Source organism: Streptomyces sp. NPDC030814 (assembly GCF_055572155.1).
In genome coordinates, this window is the sequence record NZ_JBVIDX010000045.1 from 1 (window position 1) to 17,499 (window position 17,499).

Annotated in this window: 2 protein-coding genes; both read right to left on the reverse strand. The window is 74.2% G+C overall.

From position 1 onward, the window contains the following. Positions 1 to 5,345 (reverse strand): type I polyketide synthase (locus tag ACZ43N_RS41540; RefSeq protein ID WP_468104897.1); only part of this gene is annotated, 5,345 nt, incomplete at its 3' end. Positions 5,346 to 5,418: 73 nt separating this feature from the next. Next, positions 5,419 to 17,292, reverse strand: a complete 11,874-nt coding sequence (locus tag ACZ43N_RS41545; protein ID WP_468104899.1) for an SDR family NAD(P)-dependent oxidoreductase — start codon at positions 17,290 to 17,292, stop codon at positions 5,419 to 5,421. Positions 17,293 to 17,499: the final 207 nt, after the last annotated feature.

Genomic DNA, 17,499 nt, shown 5'->3' on the forward strand with positions numbered 1-17,499 from the left:
CCCGGCGTCGACATCACCGTCACACCACCGGCCAACGCCAGATCACACTCACCCGACCGCAACGCCTGCACCGCCAGATGCAACGCCACCAGCGACGACGAACACGCCGTGTCGAGGGTGACGGCGGGCCCCTCCAGGCCGAGGGAGTACGAGACCCGGCCCGAGGCCAGGCTCGCCGCGCTGCCGGTGAGCAGATGGCCGCGTACGTCGTCAGGGACCTCACCGAGGGTCGCGCCGTAGCCCTGGTGGCCGCAGCCGACGAACAGGCCGGTGCGGCTGCCGCGCAGTGAGCGCGGGTCGAGGCCGGCCCGTTCGACGGTCTCCCAGGAGACCTCCAGAAGCAGTCGCTGCTGTGGGTCGATGGCGACGGCCTCGCGCGGCGAGATGCCGAAGAAGGCGGCGTCGAAGGCGTCGGCGCCGGACAGGAAGCCGCCTTCGTTGACGTAACTGGTGCCGGGGCGCAGCGAGTCGGGGTCGTACAGCGCGTCGAGGTCCCAGCCCCGGTCGGCCGGGAAGGAGCCGACGGCGTCACCACCGCGGGTCAGCAGTTCCCACAGGTCCTCCGGCGAGGTGATCCCGCCCGGCAGCCGGCAGGCCATCGCGACGATCGCGATCGGCTCGTCGTCGCGGCCACTGCCGCCCGCCGGGACCAGGTCCGCGCCGGATGCTCGGTGACCGGACGGCATGGTGCCGTCGTCGAGTTCGCGCGTCAGGTGATCGGCGAGGGCCAGGGGGGTCGGGTGGTCGAAGGCCAGGGTCGTGGGCAGAGTGAGCCCGGTGGCGGTGGCCAGCAGATTGCGCAGTTCGACGGCGGTCAGGGAGTCGAAGCCGCAGTCCTGGAAGGCACGGGCCGGCTGGATGCTCTCCGGCGTCGGATGACCGAGTGCGGCAGCCGCACTGCGGCGGACCAGCTTCAGCAGCAGCTGCCGACGCTCCACGGCGCCCAGCGGGGCGAGTTCGGCGCGCAGTCCGCCGCCGTTTCCGGCGGTGGCCTCGTGGGCCTCCGCCAGGCCGTGGACGGCCTCCGGGATACGGCTCAGCAGGGCGCCTCCCGGCAATCCCCGCCGCCCGGCGGCGATCCGGGCCCAGTCCACGTCGGAGACCAGCGCCCAGGTGTCGTCGTGGGCGAGGAGGCTGCCGAGGGCGGTGAGCGCCGGCTCGACCTCCATCGGGGTCAGGCCGCCGCGCCGCAGCCGGGCCAGTACCGCGGGGTCGTCGGCCATGCCGCCGCCGGCCCAGGGTCCCCAGGCGACGGAGGTGGCCGCGAGTCCGGCGGCGCGGCGGTGGTGGGCGAGGGCGTCGAGGTAGGCGTTGCCGGCCGCGTATCCGGCCTGTCCGGCCGATCCGAGCGCACCGGCGATCGAGGAGAAGAGCACGAAAGCGCTGAGGGGGGTGTCCAGGTGCCGGGTGGCCTCGTCCAGGTTGTCGGCCGCACGCAGCTTGGCGCGCAGGACGGTGGCGTAGCGCGCCGGGTCCATCGAGTGGAGCGGTGCGTCGTCGAGGACGCCCGCGATGTGCAGCACCGAGGTCAGCGGCCGGTCGGTCGGGACGGTGGCGAGCAGTGCCCGCAGCGCGGCCCGGTCGGCGGGGTCGCAGGCGGCGACGGTGACCCGCGTGCCCAGCTGCTCCAGTTCGCGGCGCAGTTCGTCGGCGCCGGTCGCCTCGGGGCCGCGACGGCTGACGAGCAGGAGATGCTCGGCGCCCTCCCGGGCCAGGTGGCGCGCCACCTGGGCACCTATGGTTCCGGTGCCACCGGTGATGAGGGTCGTTCCGGTGAACCGCGGTGCGGGACGCGTCTCGTCGGCGTCGCGGGTGACGCGGGTCAGCCTGCGGGCGAAGACCGCCGAGTCGCGTATCGCGAGTTCGTTCTCCTCCCCCGGCTCCGCGACGAGTGCGACCAGCCGGGCCAGCGCCCGCTGGTCCGGCCGCTGCGGCAGGTCGAGGAGACCGGCCCACAGATCGGGGTCCTCGACGGCAGTGGTTCGCCCAAGTCCCCACGTGGTGGCCTGCACGGGCCGGGTCAGCCGGTCGGCGGCGCCGACGGACACGGCCGACTGCGTGGCTGCCCATAGCCGTGCGGGGGTGCCGGTCTCGGCCAGGACCTGCACCAACAGCGTGTTGAGGTGCAGCCCCAGGGGCACGTCCGGGTGGGCCGCGTGGGGTGTCTCGGTGAGGGCGAGCAGTGACAGGATCTGGAGCGCGGCGCCGTGGTCGGCCGCGGCCCTGGTGAGCGCCTCCGTGATCTGGGCGCGGTCCGCTGCGGCGGGCACGGGGAAGGGACGCGCGTCCGCCCCGGCGGCGGTGAACGCCTCCGCCACGACCTCGGCCGTTGCCGTGGTGTCCGGGTCGTCGGCGCAGAAGGGCACCAGCCAGGCCCCGCTGGGCGAACCCTTGGGGGACGGCAGGGGTGTCCAGGTCTCCCGGTACTGCCAGGACTCGGCCGTGGCGCGCCGCATGCTGTCGTGGTGCCAGGACGTGAGGGCGGGGAGTACGGGTGCCAGGACCTCCGGGTCGAGCGCCAGCCGCTCCGCCAGGTCGCGGACGTCGCCCCTGCGGACGGCGGCCCAGAACGCGGAGTCGACGGCCTGTCCCTGGCCTTCCTGCGGGTCGGCGGCGGAGTCCACCGGCCAGTACCGGGCGCTCTGGAAGGCGTAGGTGGGCAGGTCGACGTGCCGGGCTCCGGGGTACAGGGCGGACCAGTCGGGGCTGTGCCCGTGCGCGTGCAGCGCGGCGACGGCGTGGAGAAGGGTCCCGGCTTCCGGTCCTTCCTTGCGCAGCGCGGGCACCACCACGTGCTGGGCCGGTGCTTCCGGGTGTTCCTCCGAGGGCAGCGCCGCCAGGGCGAGGGCGGAGAGGGTGCCGTCCGGTCCGAGCTCGAGACAGCGGGTGACGTTCTGCTCGACGAGGGCGCGGAGGGCGTCGGCGTAACGCACGCTCTGCCTGACATGGCGCACCCAGTAGTCCGGGGACATCAACTCCCCGGCACTCGCCGCCTCACCGGTCACCGTGGAGACCATGACCGTCCGCGGCTGCTCGTACGACAGGCCCTCCGCGACGGTCCGGAACTCCTCGAGCATCGGCTCCATCAGCGGCGAGTGGAAGGCATGACTCACCCGCAGCGCCGTGACCTTGCGGCCCTGGCCACGGAAGCGCTCCGCGATCTCCTCCACCGCCTGAGCCGCGCCCGAGACCACCACCGACCGGGGCCCGTTGACCGCCGCGATGCCCACCTCGTCACCGAGCAGAGGCAGCACCTCCTCCTCGGTGGCCTGCAGCGCGACCATCGCACCACCCGACGGCAGGGCCTGCATCAGCCGGCCACGCGCCACCACCAGACGACACGCGTCCGCCAGCGACCACACCCCCGCCACATGCGCGGCAGCGATCTCACCGATCGAATGCCCCGCCAGCACATCCGGGCGCACACCCCACGACTCCAGCAACCGGAACAACGCCACTTCCAGCGCGAACAACGCCGGCTGCGCGAACTCCGTCCGGTTCAGCAGCTCAACGTCCTCACCGAACACCACCTCCTGCAACGGACGCGGCAGTTCGGTGTCGAGATGGGCACAGGCCGCGTCGAAGGCGTCCGCGAACACCGGATACGTGTCGTACAGCTCCCGGCCCATACCCAGCCGCTGCGAGCCCTGACCCGCGAACAGGAACGCCGTGCGCCCACGCAGCGCACCGCCCCGCACCACCCGCGCGTCCGCCACACCCGCCGCCAACGCCGCCAGACCCGACCGCAGATCCTCAACCCCCGAACCCACGACCACCGCACGGTCCTCGAACACCGACCGCGTCACCGCCAACGACCACCCCACATCGACGGCAGAACCCTCCACCGCCTCCACCAGCCTCGCCGCCTGCGCCCGAAGAGCACCCTCCCCACGCCCCGACACCGGCCACAGCACAACCCCACCGGCCCCGGACCCGGCAACCCCGGCCCCCTCGACCGCCGCCCCCGACTCCTCACCCTCCTCCAGCACCACATGCGCATTCGTGCCGGAGATACCGAAGGACGACACACCTGCCCGGCGCGGGCGGTCCTCGGTACGGGGCCAGTCCTGCGGCTCGGTCAGGAGGCTCACCTCGCCCGCCGACCAGTCGACGTGGGTGGACGGCGCATCGACATGCAGGGTGCGGGGCAGTGTGCCGTGGCGCATTGCCAGCACCATCTTCATGACGCCGGCGACCCCGGCCGCGGCCTGTGTGTGGCCGATGTTCGACTTCACCGACCCCAGCCACAGCGGCCGTTGACGGTCACGTCCGTAGGTGGCGAGCAGGGCCTGCGCCTCGATCGGGTCGCCCAGCGTCGTGCCGGTGCCGTGCGCCTCCACCGCGTCCACATCCGCGGCCGACAGCCCCGCGCTCGCCAGCGCCGCCCGGATCACCCGCTGCTGCGACGGACCGTTGGGGGCCGTCAGACCGTTCGAGGCGCCGTCCTGGTTGACCGCGCTGCCCCGGATCACGGCCAGCACCCGGTGACCGTTGCGCCGCGCGTCCGACAGCCGCTCCAGCAGCAGCAGACCCGCGCCCTCACCCCACCCGGTGCCGTCCGCCGCGTCCGCGAAGGGCTTGCAGCGGCCGTCGGTGGCCATGCCGCCCTGGCGGCTGAACTCGACGAAGGCTCCGGGGGTGGCCATGACGGCGACCCCGCCCGCGAGCGCCAGTGAGCACTCGCCGGCGCGCAGGGCGTGTGCGGCCAGGTGCAGGGCGACCAGGGAGGAGGAGCAGGCCGTGTCCACGGTGATGGCGGGGCCCTCCAGACCGAGGGTGTAGGCGACCCGCCCGGAGACGACGCTGCCGGCGTTGCCGGTGAGGATGTGGCCCTCGGCGCCCTCCGGGACATCGCGAAGCACGGAGCCGTACTCCTGGTTGCTGCAGCCGACGAAGACGCCGGTGTCGCTGCCGCGCAGTGCGGCGGGGGCGATGCCCGCGCGTTCCACGGTCTCCCAGGCGACCTCCAGCAGCAGCCGCTGCTGCGGGTCCATGGCCAGGGCCTCGCGCGGTGAGACGCCGAAGAAGTCGGCGTCGAAGCGGTCGGCGCCGTGGACGAAGCCGCCCTGGGCTGCGGCGCTGCCGCCGCCGGTGCCCTCCTGTGCGAACAGTGTGTCGAGATCCCAGCCGCGGTCTGTGGGGAAGCCCGTCATGGCATCGGTGCCGTCGGCGAGGAGCCGCCAGAAGTCCTCGGGTGTGTCGGCGCCGCCCGGCCAGCGGCAGGCCATGGCGACGATGGCGACCGGCTCGGTCATCGTCTCCTGCAACCGCTGGTTGTGCTTGCGCAGCCGTTCGTTCTCCCGGAGCGAGGCACGGAGGGCTTCGACGACTTTTTCGGAGGACATGCTCAGCTCCACACTTCGCGCTTCGATGCAGACAGGGGTCCAGCCGGGCTGGATGGATCGGGGGGCGGGGCGCTCAGTCGTCAGCGCCCAGGGCCATCCGGACGAGGTCGTCGACGTCCATGCCGTCGACGTCCACGCCGGTGTCGTCGGCCGGAGCCGGCGGCTGCGGGCCGGTGCGGACGGCGGGGGCGGGGGCCGACGCGAGGTCCATCAGCGCGTCCAGCAGCCCGGAATCACGGAACCTGGTGATCGGGATGGACGTCAGCAGCCTGCGGATGGCCGCCTCGTCGGGTTCGCCCGGGCCGGCCGCGGCCGTGCCCGGCGCGACCGCGTCCTCGTCCGTTCCGCCCGCGAAGTGCTCGCGGCCCAGGTGGTCGGCGAGTGCGGCGGGGGTCGGGTAGTCGAAGACCAGGGTGGCGGGCAGCAGGACCCCGGTGGCGGCGTTCATCCGGTTGCGCAGTTCGACGGCGGTGAGCGAGTCGAACCCGAGTTCCTTGAAGGACTGGCCCGGGTCGATACGGGCCGCGGAGGCGTGCCCCAGGACGGCGGCGACCTGGCGGCAGACCTCCTCGGCCAGCCTGCGGTGCCGCTCGGCGGCGTCGAGCCGGCTCAGTTCGGCGGCGAGGTCCCCGCTGTCGCCCGCTCGGGCGGCGGGTGCGCGGTCCGTGACGGTGCGGCGGCTCCGGGCCAGGCCGGCCAGCAGCGGCGGTACGGGGCCTTCGGCCCCGAGCCGTGTCGTGTCCACCGCCATCGGTAGGCGTACGGCCCCGGGCTGGTCGAGGGCCTCGGTGAAGAGGGCCAGACCCTCCTTGGGGGCGAGCGGCGGCAGGCCGGCGCGTTCCATGCGGCGGAGGTCGGCGTCGCCGAGGCCGCTGGTCATGCCGGTGGTCTGGGACCAGGGTCCCCAGGACAGGGACAGTGCGGGCAGGCCGATGGCGCGCCGGTGCTCGGCGAGGGCGTCGAGGAAGGCGTTGGCCGCGGCGTAGTTGGCCTGGCCGGGCGCGCCCAGGGTGCCGGCGGCCGAGGAGAACAGGACGAAGGCGCTGAGGTCGAGTTGGCGGGTGAGGTCGTGGAGGTGGGCGGCGGCGTCGAGTTTGGGGCGCAGCACGGCGTCCAGCCGCTCGGGGGTGAGGTGGTCCACGACGGTGTCGTCGAGTACGCCGGCCGCGTGGACGACGGCTGTCAGCGGATGCCCCTCGGGTACGGCGGCGAGCAGTGCGGCGGCCTGGTCGCGGTCGGCGACGTCCGCGGACCGGACGTGTACCTCGGCGCCGAGCTCCTCCAGTTCCGTGACGAGTTGGGCGGCCTCGGGGGCGGCCGGTCCTCGGCGTGAGGCGAGCAGCAGGTGACGTACCCCGTGCTCGGTGACCAGGTGGCGGGCGATCAGCGCGCCGAGGCCGCTCGTGCCTCCGGTGACGAGGACCGTGCCGTCGGGGTCGAGCGGTGCCGGGACGGTGAGGACGACCTTGCCGATGTGGCGGGCCTGCGACATGTGGCGGAAGGCGTCCGGCGCGCTGCGCACGTCCCAGGGGGTGATTGGCAGCGGGGTCAGCACTCCGGTCTCGAACAGGTCGACGAGTTCGGTGAGCATCTCGCCGATGCGGTCGGGTCCGGCCTCGATGAGGTCGAACGCCCGGTAGTGGATGCCGCAATGGCGGGCGGCGACGTCTTCGGGGTCGCGGACGTCCGTCTTGCCCATCTCCAGGAAGCGTCCGCCGGGGGTGAGCAGCCGCAGGGAGGCGTCGACGAACTCGCCCGCGAGGGAGTCCAGGACGAGGTCGACACCGCGGTCGCCGGTGGCGGCGCGGAAGGCGGTCTCGAAGGCCAGGTCGCGGGAGGAGGCGATGTGTGTGTCGTCCAGTCCGGCGGCACGCAGGGCGCCCCACTTCGCTGGGCTCGCGGTGGCGTAGACCTCGGCGCCGAGGTGACGGGCGAGCTGGGTGGCGGCCATGCCGACGCCGCCGGCCGCCGCGTGGACGAGGACGGTTTGGCCCTCGGTCACGCCGCCGAGGTCGACGAGGGCGTAGTAGGCGGTGAGGAAGACGATCGGTACGGTCGCGGCCTGGGCGAACGTCCAGCCGTCCGGGACGCGGGCGACGGTGCGGGCGTCGGCGACCGCCACGGGTCCGTAGGCGGCGGGGAACATGCCCATGACGCGGTCTCCGACGGCGAGGGCGGTGACGCCGGGGCCGACCTCGGTGACCACTCCGGCTCCCTCCAGGCCGAAGTCGCGGGCCGGTCCGGGATACATGCCGAGGGCGTTGAGCACGTCACGGAAGTTGACTCCGGCGGCGCGGACCGCGATCCGTATCTCGCCGTCCGCGAGGGCGCGTTCGGCGTCCGGTGCGGCGACGAGTTCCAGGCCGTCGAGGGTGCCCTTGCGGACCATGTCCAGCCGCCAGGCCGTACCCGGGGTGGCGTGCGGGGGGCGCAGGGTGGCGGCCGGGTCGGTACGGGCGATGCGCGGGAGATGCACGGACCCTTCGCGCAGCGCCAGTTGGGCGTCGCTGCGGGTGAGTGCGGAGGGCAGCGCGGCGAGTGAGGAGGTGGCGGTGTCGGTGTCGACGAGGACGAACCGGCCGGGGTGCTCGGACTGCGCCGAGCGGACCAGGCCCCAGGCCGATGCCGCGGCCGGGTTGCGCACTCCGGGTCCGTCGGGTCCGTCGGGCATGAGCGCCTCACGGGTGAGCAGGACCAGCCGGGTCGCGCCCAGCCGGCGTTCGGCCTGCAGCTGCCGTACGAGATTGAGGGCGTGCTGTGCGGCGGCGTGGCCGGCCTGGTCGAGCGGGCCGTCGTCGTGGGGGACGACGGCCAGTACGGTGCGGGGCACGGGGTCGGCCCCGGCGGCCAGGGCGGCGAGGTCGGCGGCCCCGGTGACATCGGCGGCGACTCCGGCGGTGGCGAGCAGTGCGGCGAACTCGCGGCCGGCCGGGTCGCCGAGGACGGTGAGCCGCTCCGGGTGCGGCAGGTCACCGATGGCCGGCTGCGGCTGCCAGTCGAGCCGGAACATGTCGCCGGCGCCCCGGCTGGGCCGGACGCGCAGCCGCTCGGGGTCGATCGTGCGCAGGGTGAGGGAGCCGACGGAGGCGACGGGCCGCCCGGTGGTGTCGGCCACGTCGAGGGCGACGGTGTCCTCGCCGCGCAGGGCCAGCCGGACCCGTACGGCGGTGGCGCCGGTGGCGTGCAGGGTCACGTCCCGCCAGGAGAACGGCAGCCGGCCCGGCGCGGTGTCGTCCAGCGGCAGGAAGGCGGTGGCGTGCAGGGCGGCGTCGAGGAGCGCGGGGTGGAGACCGTAGTGGGGGGCGTCGGCGTGGGCCTCGTCGGGCAGCGCGATCTCGGCGTACACCTCGTCGTCGAGCCGCCAGGCGGCGCGCAGCCCCTGGAAGACGGGCCCGTAGCCGAACCCGGCCGCGGCGAGGCGGTGGTAGGTGTCGTCGACGCGCAGTTCCTCGGCTCCCGCGGGCGGCCAGGCGGCGAGCGGGGCGTCCTCGGGTTCGGGTCGGGCGCCGGGGGCGAGGGTGCCGTCGGCGTGCAGGGTCCAGGGCCGGTCGGCGGGGGCGTCTGTGTGCCGGGAGTGCACGCTGAGCGGGCGGTTGCCGTCCGGGCCGGGGGCGCCGACCCTCAGTTGCAGGGTGAGGGCCTGTCCGGCGGGCAGCAACAGGGGTTCCACGAGCGTCAGTTCGGTGACCTGATCGCAGCCCACGCGTTCCGCGGCGAGCAGCGCCAGGTCGAGGTGGGCGGTGCCGGGCAGGACGGCGGTGCCGCCGACGGCGTGGTCGGCGAGCCAGGGCTGGTCCGTCACGGAGAGCCTGCTGGTGAAGACGTGGCCGGCGGCGTCGGCGAGGTCGACACGGGCGCCGAGCAGCGGGTGCCCGGCGTCGGCGAGACCCGCGGCGGCCAGGTCTGCCGCGCCGCGGCCGCCGGTGGCGGGCCAGTAGCGCTCGCGCTGGAAGGCGTAGGTGGGCAGTTCGGCGATCTCGCCGGTGCTCGCGGTGGCGGCGTTCCAGTCGACGTCGACGCCGTGGGCGTGGGCGCGGGCGAGTCCGGCGAGCAGGCAGGTGGTCTCGTCCTGGCCGGGGCGCAGCAGGGCCACGGCGGCGGTGTCCGCGGGGTCGGTGACGGCGTCGGCGACCAGGGCGGTCAGTGTTCCGTCGGGGCCTATCTCGAGGTAGCGGCGGACGCCGGCCTCCTGGAGGGCGCGTACGCCGTCGTGGAAGCGGACTGCCTGGCGCACATGGCGGACCCAGTGGTCGGGCGAGGCGAGTTCCTCGTGGGTGGCGGGCCGGCCGGTGACGTCGGAGACCACGGGGATGAGGGGCTCGTGGTACTGCAGTGTGGCTGCCACCTCGCGGAAGTCCCGGAGCATGGGCTCCATCAGCGGCGAGTGGAAGGCGTGGCTGACGCGCAGCCGCTTGGTGCGCCGGCCCAGCTCCTCGATGCGGGCGGCGACCTCCCGTACGGCGTCCTCCTCGCCGGAGACCACCACGGAGCGGGGTCCGTTGACGGCGGCCAGGCCCACCTGGTGTTCCCGGCCGTCCAACAGTGGCAGCACCTCCTCCTCAGTGGCCTGGAGGGCGACCATGGCGCCGCCTGTGGGAAGGACGTCCATCAACCGGCCGCGGGCCGCCACCAGTGCGCAGGCGTCGGTGAGGGAGAGGACTCCGGCGGCGTGCACCGCGGCCAGGGAGCCGATGGAGTGGCCGAACAGGTGGTCGGGAGTCACGCCCAGGCTGCGGACGAGCCGGTAGAGGGCGGTTTCCAGCGCGAACAGGGCGGGCTGGGCGTACCCGGTGCGATCCAGCAGCGCTCCGGCGTCGCCGAGGACGGTCTCGCGCAGCGCGGTGCCGAGGACGTCGGCGCCGAAGTGGGCGCACACCTCGTCGAAGGCGTCGGCGAAGACGGGGAACGCGGCGTACAGGTCGCTTCCCATGCCGGGGCGTTGGGCGCCCTGGCCGGTGAAGAGGAACGCGGTCCGTCCGCCGCGCGCGGTGGTCCCGTCGGGCTGTGTCTCGCCCGCGGCGAGCCTGGCCAGTTCGGCGAGCAGCTCGTCGCGTACGGTGCCGAGGAGTACCGCGCGGTGTTCGAAGAGGGGGCGGGTGGTGGCGAGGGATCGTCCGATGTCGGCGGCGGACAGGTCGGGGTGCCGGGCGGCGTGGTCGAGCAGCTTTCCGGCCTGGGCGCGCAGCGCCTCGGGGGTACGGGCGGACAGCGGCCAGGCGGTCGTCCCGTGGTTGACCGGCCGCTCGGAAGCGGGCGGGATCTCGGCACCGGTGTGGGACGGGCCCCCTGCGGACGGGGCCTCTTCCAGGATGACGTGCGCGTTGGTGCCGCTGAAGCCGAAGGAGGAGACGCCCGCGCGTCGGCGGCGGCCCTCCTCGGGCTGCCACGGCGTGGCCTCGGTCAGCAGGCGTACGGCGCCCGAGGTCCAGTCGACCCGGCTGGAGGGCAGGTCGGCGTGCAGGGTGCGCGGCAGTTCGCCGTGGCGCAGCGCCAGCACCGTCTTGATGACGCCGGCGACACCGGCGGCGGCCTGGGTGTGGCCGATGTTGGACTTCACGGATCCGAGCCACAGGGGCCGTTCGCGGTCCTGGCCGTAGGTGGCCAGCAGTGCCTGTGCCTCGATGGGGTCGCCGAGGACGGTGCCGGTGCCGTGTCCCTCGACGGCGTCGACGTCGGCGGGGCTGAGTCCGGCGTCGGCCAGCGCGGCCCGGATCACACGTTCCTGCGAGGGGCCGTTGGGGGCGGTCAGCCCGTTGCTGGCGCCGTCGGAGTTGACGGCGCTGCCGCGCACGACGGCGAGGACCCGGTGGCCGTTGCGGTGGGCGTCGGACAGCCGCTCCACCAGCAGCATCCCGGCGCCCTCGCCCCAGCCCGTCCCGTCGGCGCCGTCGCCGTAGGCCTTGCAGCGTCCGTCCGGCGCGAGGCCACGCTGGCGGCTGAACTCCAGGAAGGCGGCCGGGGTCGACATCACGGTCACTCCGCCCGCGAGGGCCAGGTCGCACTCACCCGCGCGCAGTGCCCGTGCGGCCCAGTGCAGGGCGACCAGGGAGGAGGAGCAGGCGGTGTCGACGGTGACGGCGGGGCCCTCCAGACCGAGGGTGTAGGCGACCCGCCCGGAGACGACGCTGGCGGCGTTGCCGGTGCCGAGGTAGCCGTCCACGTCGTCCGCGGACGTCCGCAGCAGGGCCGTGTAGTCCTGTCCGTTGGTGCCGGCGAAGACGCCGGTGCGGGAGCCGCGCAAGGTCCGCGGGTCCACGCCGGCGCGCTCCACGGCCTCCCAGCACACCTCCAGGAGCAGCCGCTGCTGCGGGTCCATGGCCAGCGCCTCGCGCGGCGAGATGCCGAAGAAGGCGGGGTCGAACCGGTCGACGCCGTCCAGGAAGCCGCCGGTGCGGGTGTAGCTGGTGCCCTCGTGATCGGGATCCGGGTGGTAGAGCGACGTGAGGTCCCAGCCCCGGTCCTCGGGGAACGGGGTCAGGCCGTCGCCGCCGGAAGCCAGCAGATCCCACAGCCGGTCGGGCGTGTCGGCACCGCCCGGCAGCCGGCAGGCCATGCCGACGATGGCGATGGGTTCGTCCGTGCCGCCGTGCGCGCGCCGGGGCGCGGTGGTGGCCTGCCTGGCGGGCCCTTCACCGGCCGGCAGCGAGCGCAGCAGATGCTCGGCGAGCGCGGCCGGGGTGGGGTGGTCGAAGGCGACGCTGGGCGCGAGCCGCAGGCCGGTGCGGCGTTGCAGCGCGTTGCGCAGGTCGACGGCGGTCAGCGAATCGAAGCCGAGGTCGCGAAAGGCGCGTTCGGGATCGGCGGCGGGGGCGTCCGCTGAGTGGCCGAGAACGGTCGCGATCTCCGTCTGCAGGAGCCGGAGAACGGCTGCGGGCCGCTCGGACACCGGCAGCGCGGCGAGGGTACGGGCCAGTCGTCCGCCCTGCCCGGCGGACGGGGCGGTGCGTCGCGCGGAGGCGGCGGGGTCGCGCAGCAGGGCCGGGGTGGGAGTCGTGGCGGCTCGCGCGGCGGCCAGGTCCAGCCCGACCGGCAGGAGCACCGGTCGGTTCTGCGCCGACGCGAGGTCGAGCAGACGAAGGGCGTCGGCGGTGGGCAGCGGGGCGATTCCCGCGCGGGCCATCCGGGTGCGGTCGGCGTCGCCGAGCCCGGCGGTCATGCCGCTCTCCTCGGCCCACATGCCCCAGCCGAGGGCGAGCGCGGGCCGTCCCTGCGCCCGCAGTGTGGCGGCCAGTGCCTCCAGAAAGGTGTTGGCGGCGGCGTAGTTGCCCTGGCCGGGACCGCCGAAGGTGGCGGCGGCTGAGGAGAAGAGCACGAACGCCGTGAGGTCCATCTCCCGGGTCAGCCGTTCCAGATGGACGGCTGCGTCCGCCTTGGGGCGCAGCACGGCCGCGAGCCGGTCCGGGGTCAGGGTGGTGATCACCCCGTCGTCGATGACCCCGGCGGCGTGGAAGACTGCGCCGAGGGGGTGCTGCTGCGGTACGGCGTCCAGGAGTGCCGTCAGCGCGGCGGGGTCGGCGACATCGCATGCGGCGAGGGTCACCTCGGCACCGGCCTGGCCGAGAGCGGCGCGCAGTTCGGCGGCTCCGGGGGCCTCGGCGCCCCGGCGGCTCGCGAGCAGCAGGTGCCGGGCTCCGTGGACGGTGACCAGGTGACGGGCGACGGCGGCGGCGACGGTGCCGCCCGCTCCGGTGATCAGCACGGTCCGCTCGGGATCGAGGAGCGGCCTCGGGGAGCGATCCGGGTGGTGCCGGGTGAGGCGGGCGGCGTAGGCGCGGCCGTCCCGCACGGCGATCTCCGTCTCTCCGCTGGTCACCGCCTCGCAGACGGCGGCGAACAGCGTCTCCGGGTCGGTCTCGAGGTCGGTGTCCACCAGGAGGAAGGAGCCCGGGTTCTCCGACTGCGCCGAGCGCACCAGACCACGTGCGGCGGCCGCGGCGAGGTCGGCGACGGGCTCGCCGGGCCGGACCGCCACCGCGTTCCGGGTGAGCAGGACCAGCCGGGAGCCGGCCGTGCGCTCCTCCATCTGCCAGCTCTGCAGGAGTTCGAGGGCGGAGGCGGCCGACTCGTGCACGGCGGCGGGCAGTTCTGCCCCGCCGTCCTGCCAGGGGAGGAGGACCAGCTCCGGAGCGGCTGCGCCGGACTCGCCGAGGGCGGTGAAGAAGGCGTCCGGGTCCGCATGGTGGTCGGCGTCCGCCGGGGCCGGTCCGGCGCCCACGACGGCCACCGTCGGCCGGTGCGCGGGGGCGGCGGCCGGAGGCAGCGCGCTCCAGTCGACCACGAACAGGTCCCCACCGGCCGAGGAAGGTTCCCTCAGGGGCAGTTCGTCCACGGGAGCCAGCGAAACGGCGCCCATGGTGGCCACCGGGGTGCCGGCCTCGTCGGCGAGGTCCAGTCGCACTTCGCCGTCGGAATGGGACCGGACCCTGACTCGCAGCGACTCCGCGTTGGCCGCGTACAGGGTGCACTGTCGCCAGTCCACGGCGAATCCGCCGGGAAGGCCGAGCGCGGAGGCGGCGTGCAGGGCCGCTTCGAGCAGCGCCGGGTGCAGTGCGACCCGCAGGGCGTCCGAACGGAACTCCTCCGGTACGGCGATCTCGGCATACGCTTCGCCGCCGGCCAGCCACACCGAGGTGAGCCCGCGGAAGGCCGGGCCGTGGTCCAGTCCTCGGGCCCATGACGCCTCGTAGAGCTCCTCGATGTCGTCGGCGTCCAGGGCCTGGGCGTCCGGCGGCGGCCAGGCGCCGTCCAGTCCCGGCTGGGCGGGCTGGTGGGGAGCGGCCCCGGCCGGGGTCAGGGAACCGCGGGCGTTGCGGGTCCAGGGCCGCTCGGCCGCGCTCGGGTCGTCCTCCGTCCGGTCGGTGGTGACCGGGGCGGGCCGGGAGTGACAGGCGAACGCCCTGACGCCGTCCTCGTCCGGGCCGTCAAGGACGACCTGGATCTCGACGGGCCGGTGGCCGTCGAGAACGAGCGGCTGCTCCTGGACGAGTTCGACGACGTGGTGGCATCCGACGAGGCCGCCGAGGTGCAGGGCGAAGTCCAGGTAGGCGGCCGTGGGCAGCATGGTGCGGCCGGCAGCGGTGTGGTCGGCCAGCCAGGGGTGGGTGCGGGTGGAGAGCACGGTGGTGGACAGCACGGAGGAGGAGTCCGCCAGCGTCACCGCGGCACCGAGCAGCGGATGTCCGCCCGCGCGCCGCCCACCGCCGGGGACCGGGTCGAGCCAGAAGCGTCGCTGCTGGAAGGCGTAGGTGGGCAGGTCGACGTGCCGGGCTCCGGGGTACAGGGCGGACCAGTCGGGGCTGTGCCCGTGCGCGTGCAGCGCGGCGACGGCGTGGAGAAGGGTCCCGGCTTCCGGTCCTTCCTTGCGCAGCGTCGGCGCCAACATACACGGGTGGTCGTCGAGGAAGGTGCGGGCGAGCGCGGTGAGAGTGCCGTCCGGGCCGAGTTCGACGAAGCGCGTGGTCTTGTGCTCGACGAGGGCGCGGAGGGCGTCGGCGTAACGCACGCTCTGCCTGACATGGCGCACCCAGTAGTCCGGGGACATCAACTCCCCGGCACTCGCCGCCTCACCGGTCACCGTGGAGACCATGACCGTCCGCGGCTGCTCGTACGACAGGCCCTCCGCGACGGTCCGGAACTCCTCGAGCATCGGCTCCATCAGCGGCGAGTGGAACGCATGACTCACCCGCAGCGCCGTGACCTTGCGGCCCTGGCCACGGAAGCGCTCCGCGATCTCCTCCACCGCCTGAGCCGCGCCCGAGACCACCACCGACCGGGGCCCGTTGACCGCCGCGATGCCCACCTCGTCACCGAGCAGCGGCAGCACCTCCTCCTCGGTGGCCTGCAGCGCGACCATCGCACCACCCGACGGCAGGGCCTGCATCAGCCGGCCACGCGCCACCACCAGACGACACGCGTCCGCCAGCGACCACACCCCCGCCACATGCGCGGCAGCGATCTCACCGATCGAATGCCCCGCCAGCACATCCGGGCGCACACCCCACGACTCCAGCAACCGGAACAACGCCACTTCCAGCGCGAACAACGCCGGCTGCGCGAACTCCGTCCGGTTCAGCAGCTCAACGTCCTCACCGAACACCACCTCCCGCAACGGACGCGGCAGTTCGGTGTCGAGATGGGCACAGGCCGCGTCGAAGGCGTCCGCGAACACCGGATACGCGTCGTACAGCTCCCGGCCCATACCCAGCCGCTGCGAACCCTGACCCGCGAACAGGAACGCCGTGCGCCCACGCAGCGCACCGCCCCGCACCACCCGCGCGTCCGCCACACCCGCCGCCAACGCCGCCAGACCCGACCGCAGATCCTCAACCCCCGAACCCACGACCACCGCACGGTCCTCGAACACCGACCGCGTCACCGCCAACGACCACCCCACATCGACGGCAGAACCCTCCACCGCCTCCACCAGCCTCGCCGCCTGCGCCCGAAGAGCACCCTCCCCACGCCCCGACACCGGCCACAGCACAACCCCACCGGCCCCGGACCCGGCAACCCCGGCCCCCTCGACCGCCGCCCCCGACTCCTCACCCTCCTCCAGCACCACATGCGCATTCGTGCCGGAGACGCCGAACGCGGAGACGCCCGCGCGCCGCGGCTGACCGCCTTCCGTGCGCGGCCACTGCTTGGCCTCGGTCAGCAGGCGCACCTCGCCCGCCGACCAGTCGACGTGCCGGGACGGGGAGTCCACGTGGAGCGTGGGAGGGAGCGTTCCGTGCTGCATGGCCATGACCATCTTGATCACGCCGCCGACACCGGCGGCGGCCTGGGTGTGGCCGATGTTCGACTTCAACGAGCCCAGCCACAGCGGCCGTTGACGGGCACGTCCGTAGGTGGCGAGCAGGGCCTGCGCCTCGATCGGGTCGCCCAGCGTCGTGCCGGTGCCGTGCGCCTCCACCGCGTCCACATCCGCGGCCGACAGCCCCGCGCTCGCCAGCGCCGCCCGGATCACCCGCTGCTGCGACGGACCGTTGGGGGCCGTCAGACCACTGCTGGCGCCGTCCTGGTTGACCGCGCTGCCCCGGATCACGGCCAGCACCCGGTGACCGTTGCGCCGCGCGTCCGACAGCCGCTCCAACAGCAGCAGACCCGCGCCCTCACCCCACCCGGTACCGTCCGCCGCGTCCGCGAAGGACTTGCAGCGGCCATCGGCGGAGAGTCCGCGCTGACGGCTGAACTCGGTGAAGGTGACCGGCGTGGACATCACGGCCACACCGCCCGCCAGTGCCAGCGAGCACTCGCCCGCCCGCAGCGCCCGGCAAGCCATATGGACGGCGACCAGGGAGGAGGAGCAGGCCGTGTCCACGGTGACCGCGGGGCCCTCCAGGCCCAGGGTGTAGGCGACGCGGCCCGAGGCGATGCTGCCCGCGCTGCCGTTGCCGATGAAGCCCTCGAGGCCGGGCGGCGGTACGTCGAACCGGGAGCCGTAGTCGTTGTACATGACACCGACATACACACCGGTGTCGCTGCCGCGCAGGGTGCCGGGTTCGAGTCCGGCCCGTTCCAGGGCCTCCCAGGAGATCTGCAGCAGGAGCCGCTGCTGCGGGTCGGTACCGAGGGCCTCGCGCGGCGACATGCCGAAGAAGTCGGGGTCGAAGTCGGCGGCGTCATGGAGGAAGCCGCCCTCGCGGGTGTAGCAGGTGCCCGGGTGCTCGGGGTCGGGGTGGTACAGGGACGGGACGTCCCAGCCGCGGTCCTCCGGGAAGGGCGTGATGGCGTCGGTGCCGTCGGCGACCAGCCGCCACAGGTCCTCGGGCGAGCGCACGTCGCCCGGGTAGCGGCAGGCCATGGAGACGATGGCGATGGGCTCGCGGTCCTTGGTCTCCAACTCGCGCAGGCGGCTGGTCGTACGGTGCAGGTCGGCGGTGACCCGCTTCAGATAGTCCCGCAGGCGGTCTTCGCTCACAGCTCGGCCCCCAGACCCGGGTCGCACACCACGGCGGAGACCGGTGACAGGCCAGCTGCGCTCGGAACGGTAGACAACACCGGTATCTCCTCAGGCTCGGACACCCACGCGCTCGGCAGGGCTCCTCGAACACCTCGAACGCGGCCAAGTCTGGGGGCGTCCGGGCGGTCCACGGCCGATTGACCTCCGACACTGAAAAATCCCCTAGTTGCCCGCTGCACCCGTCCGGCACCC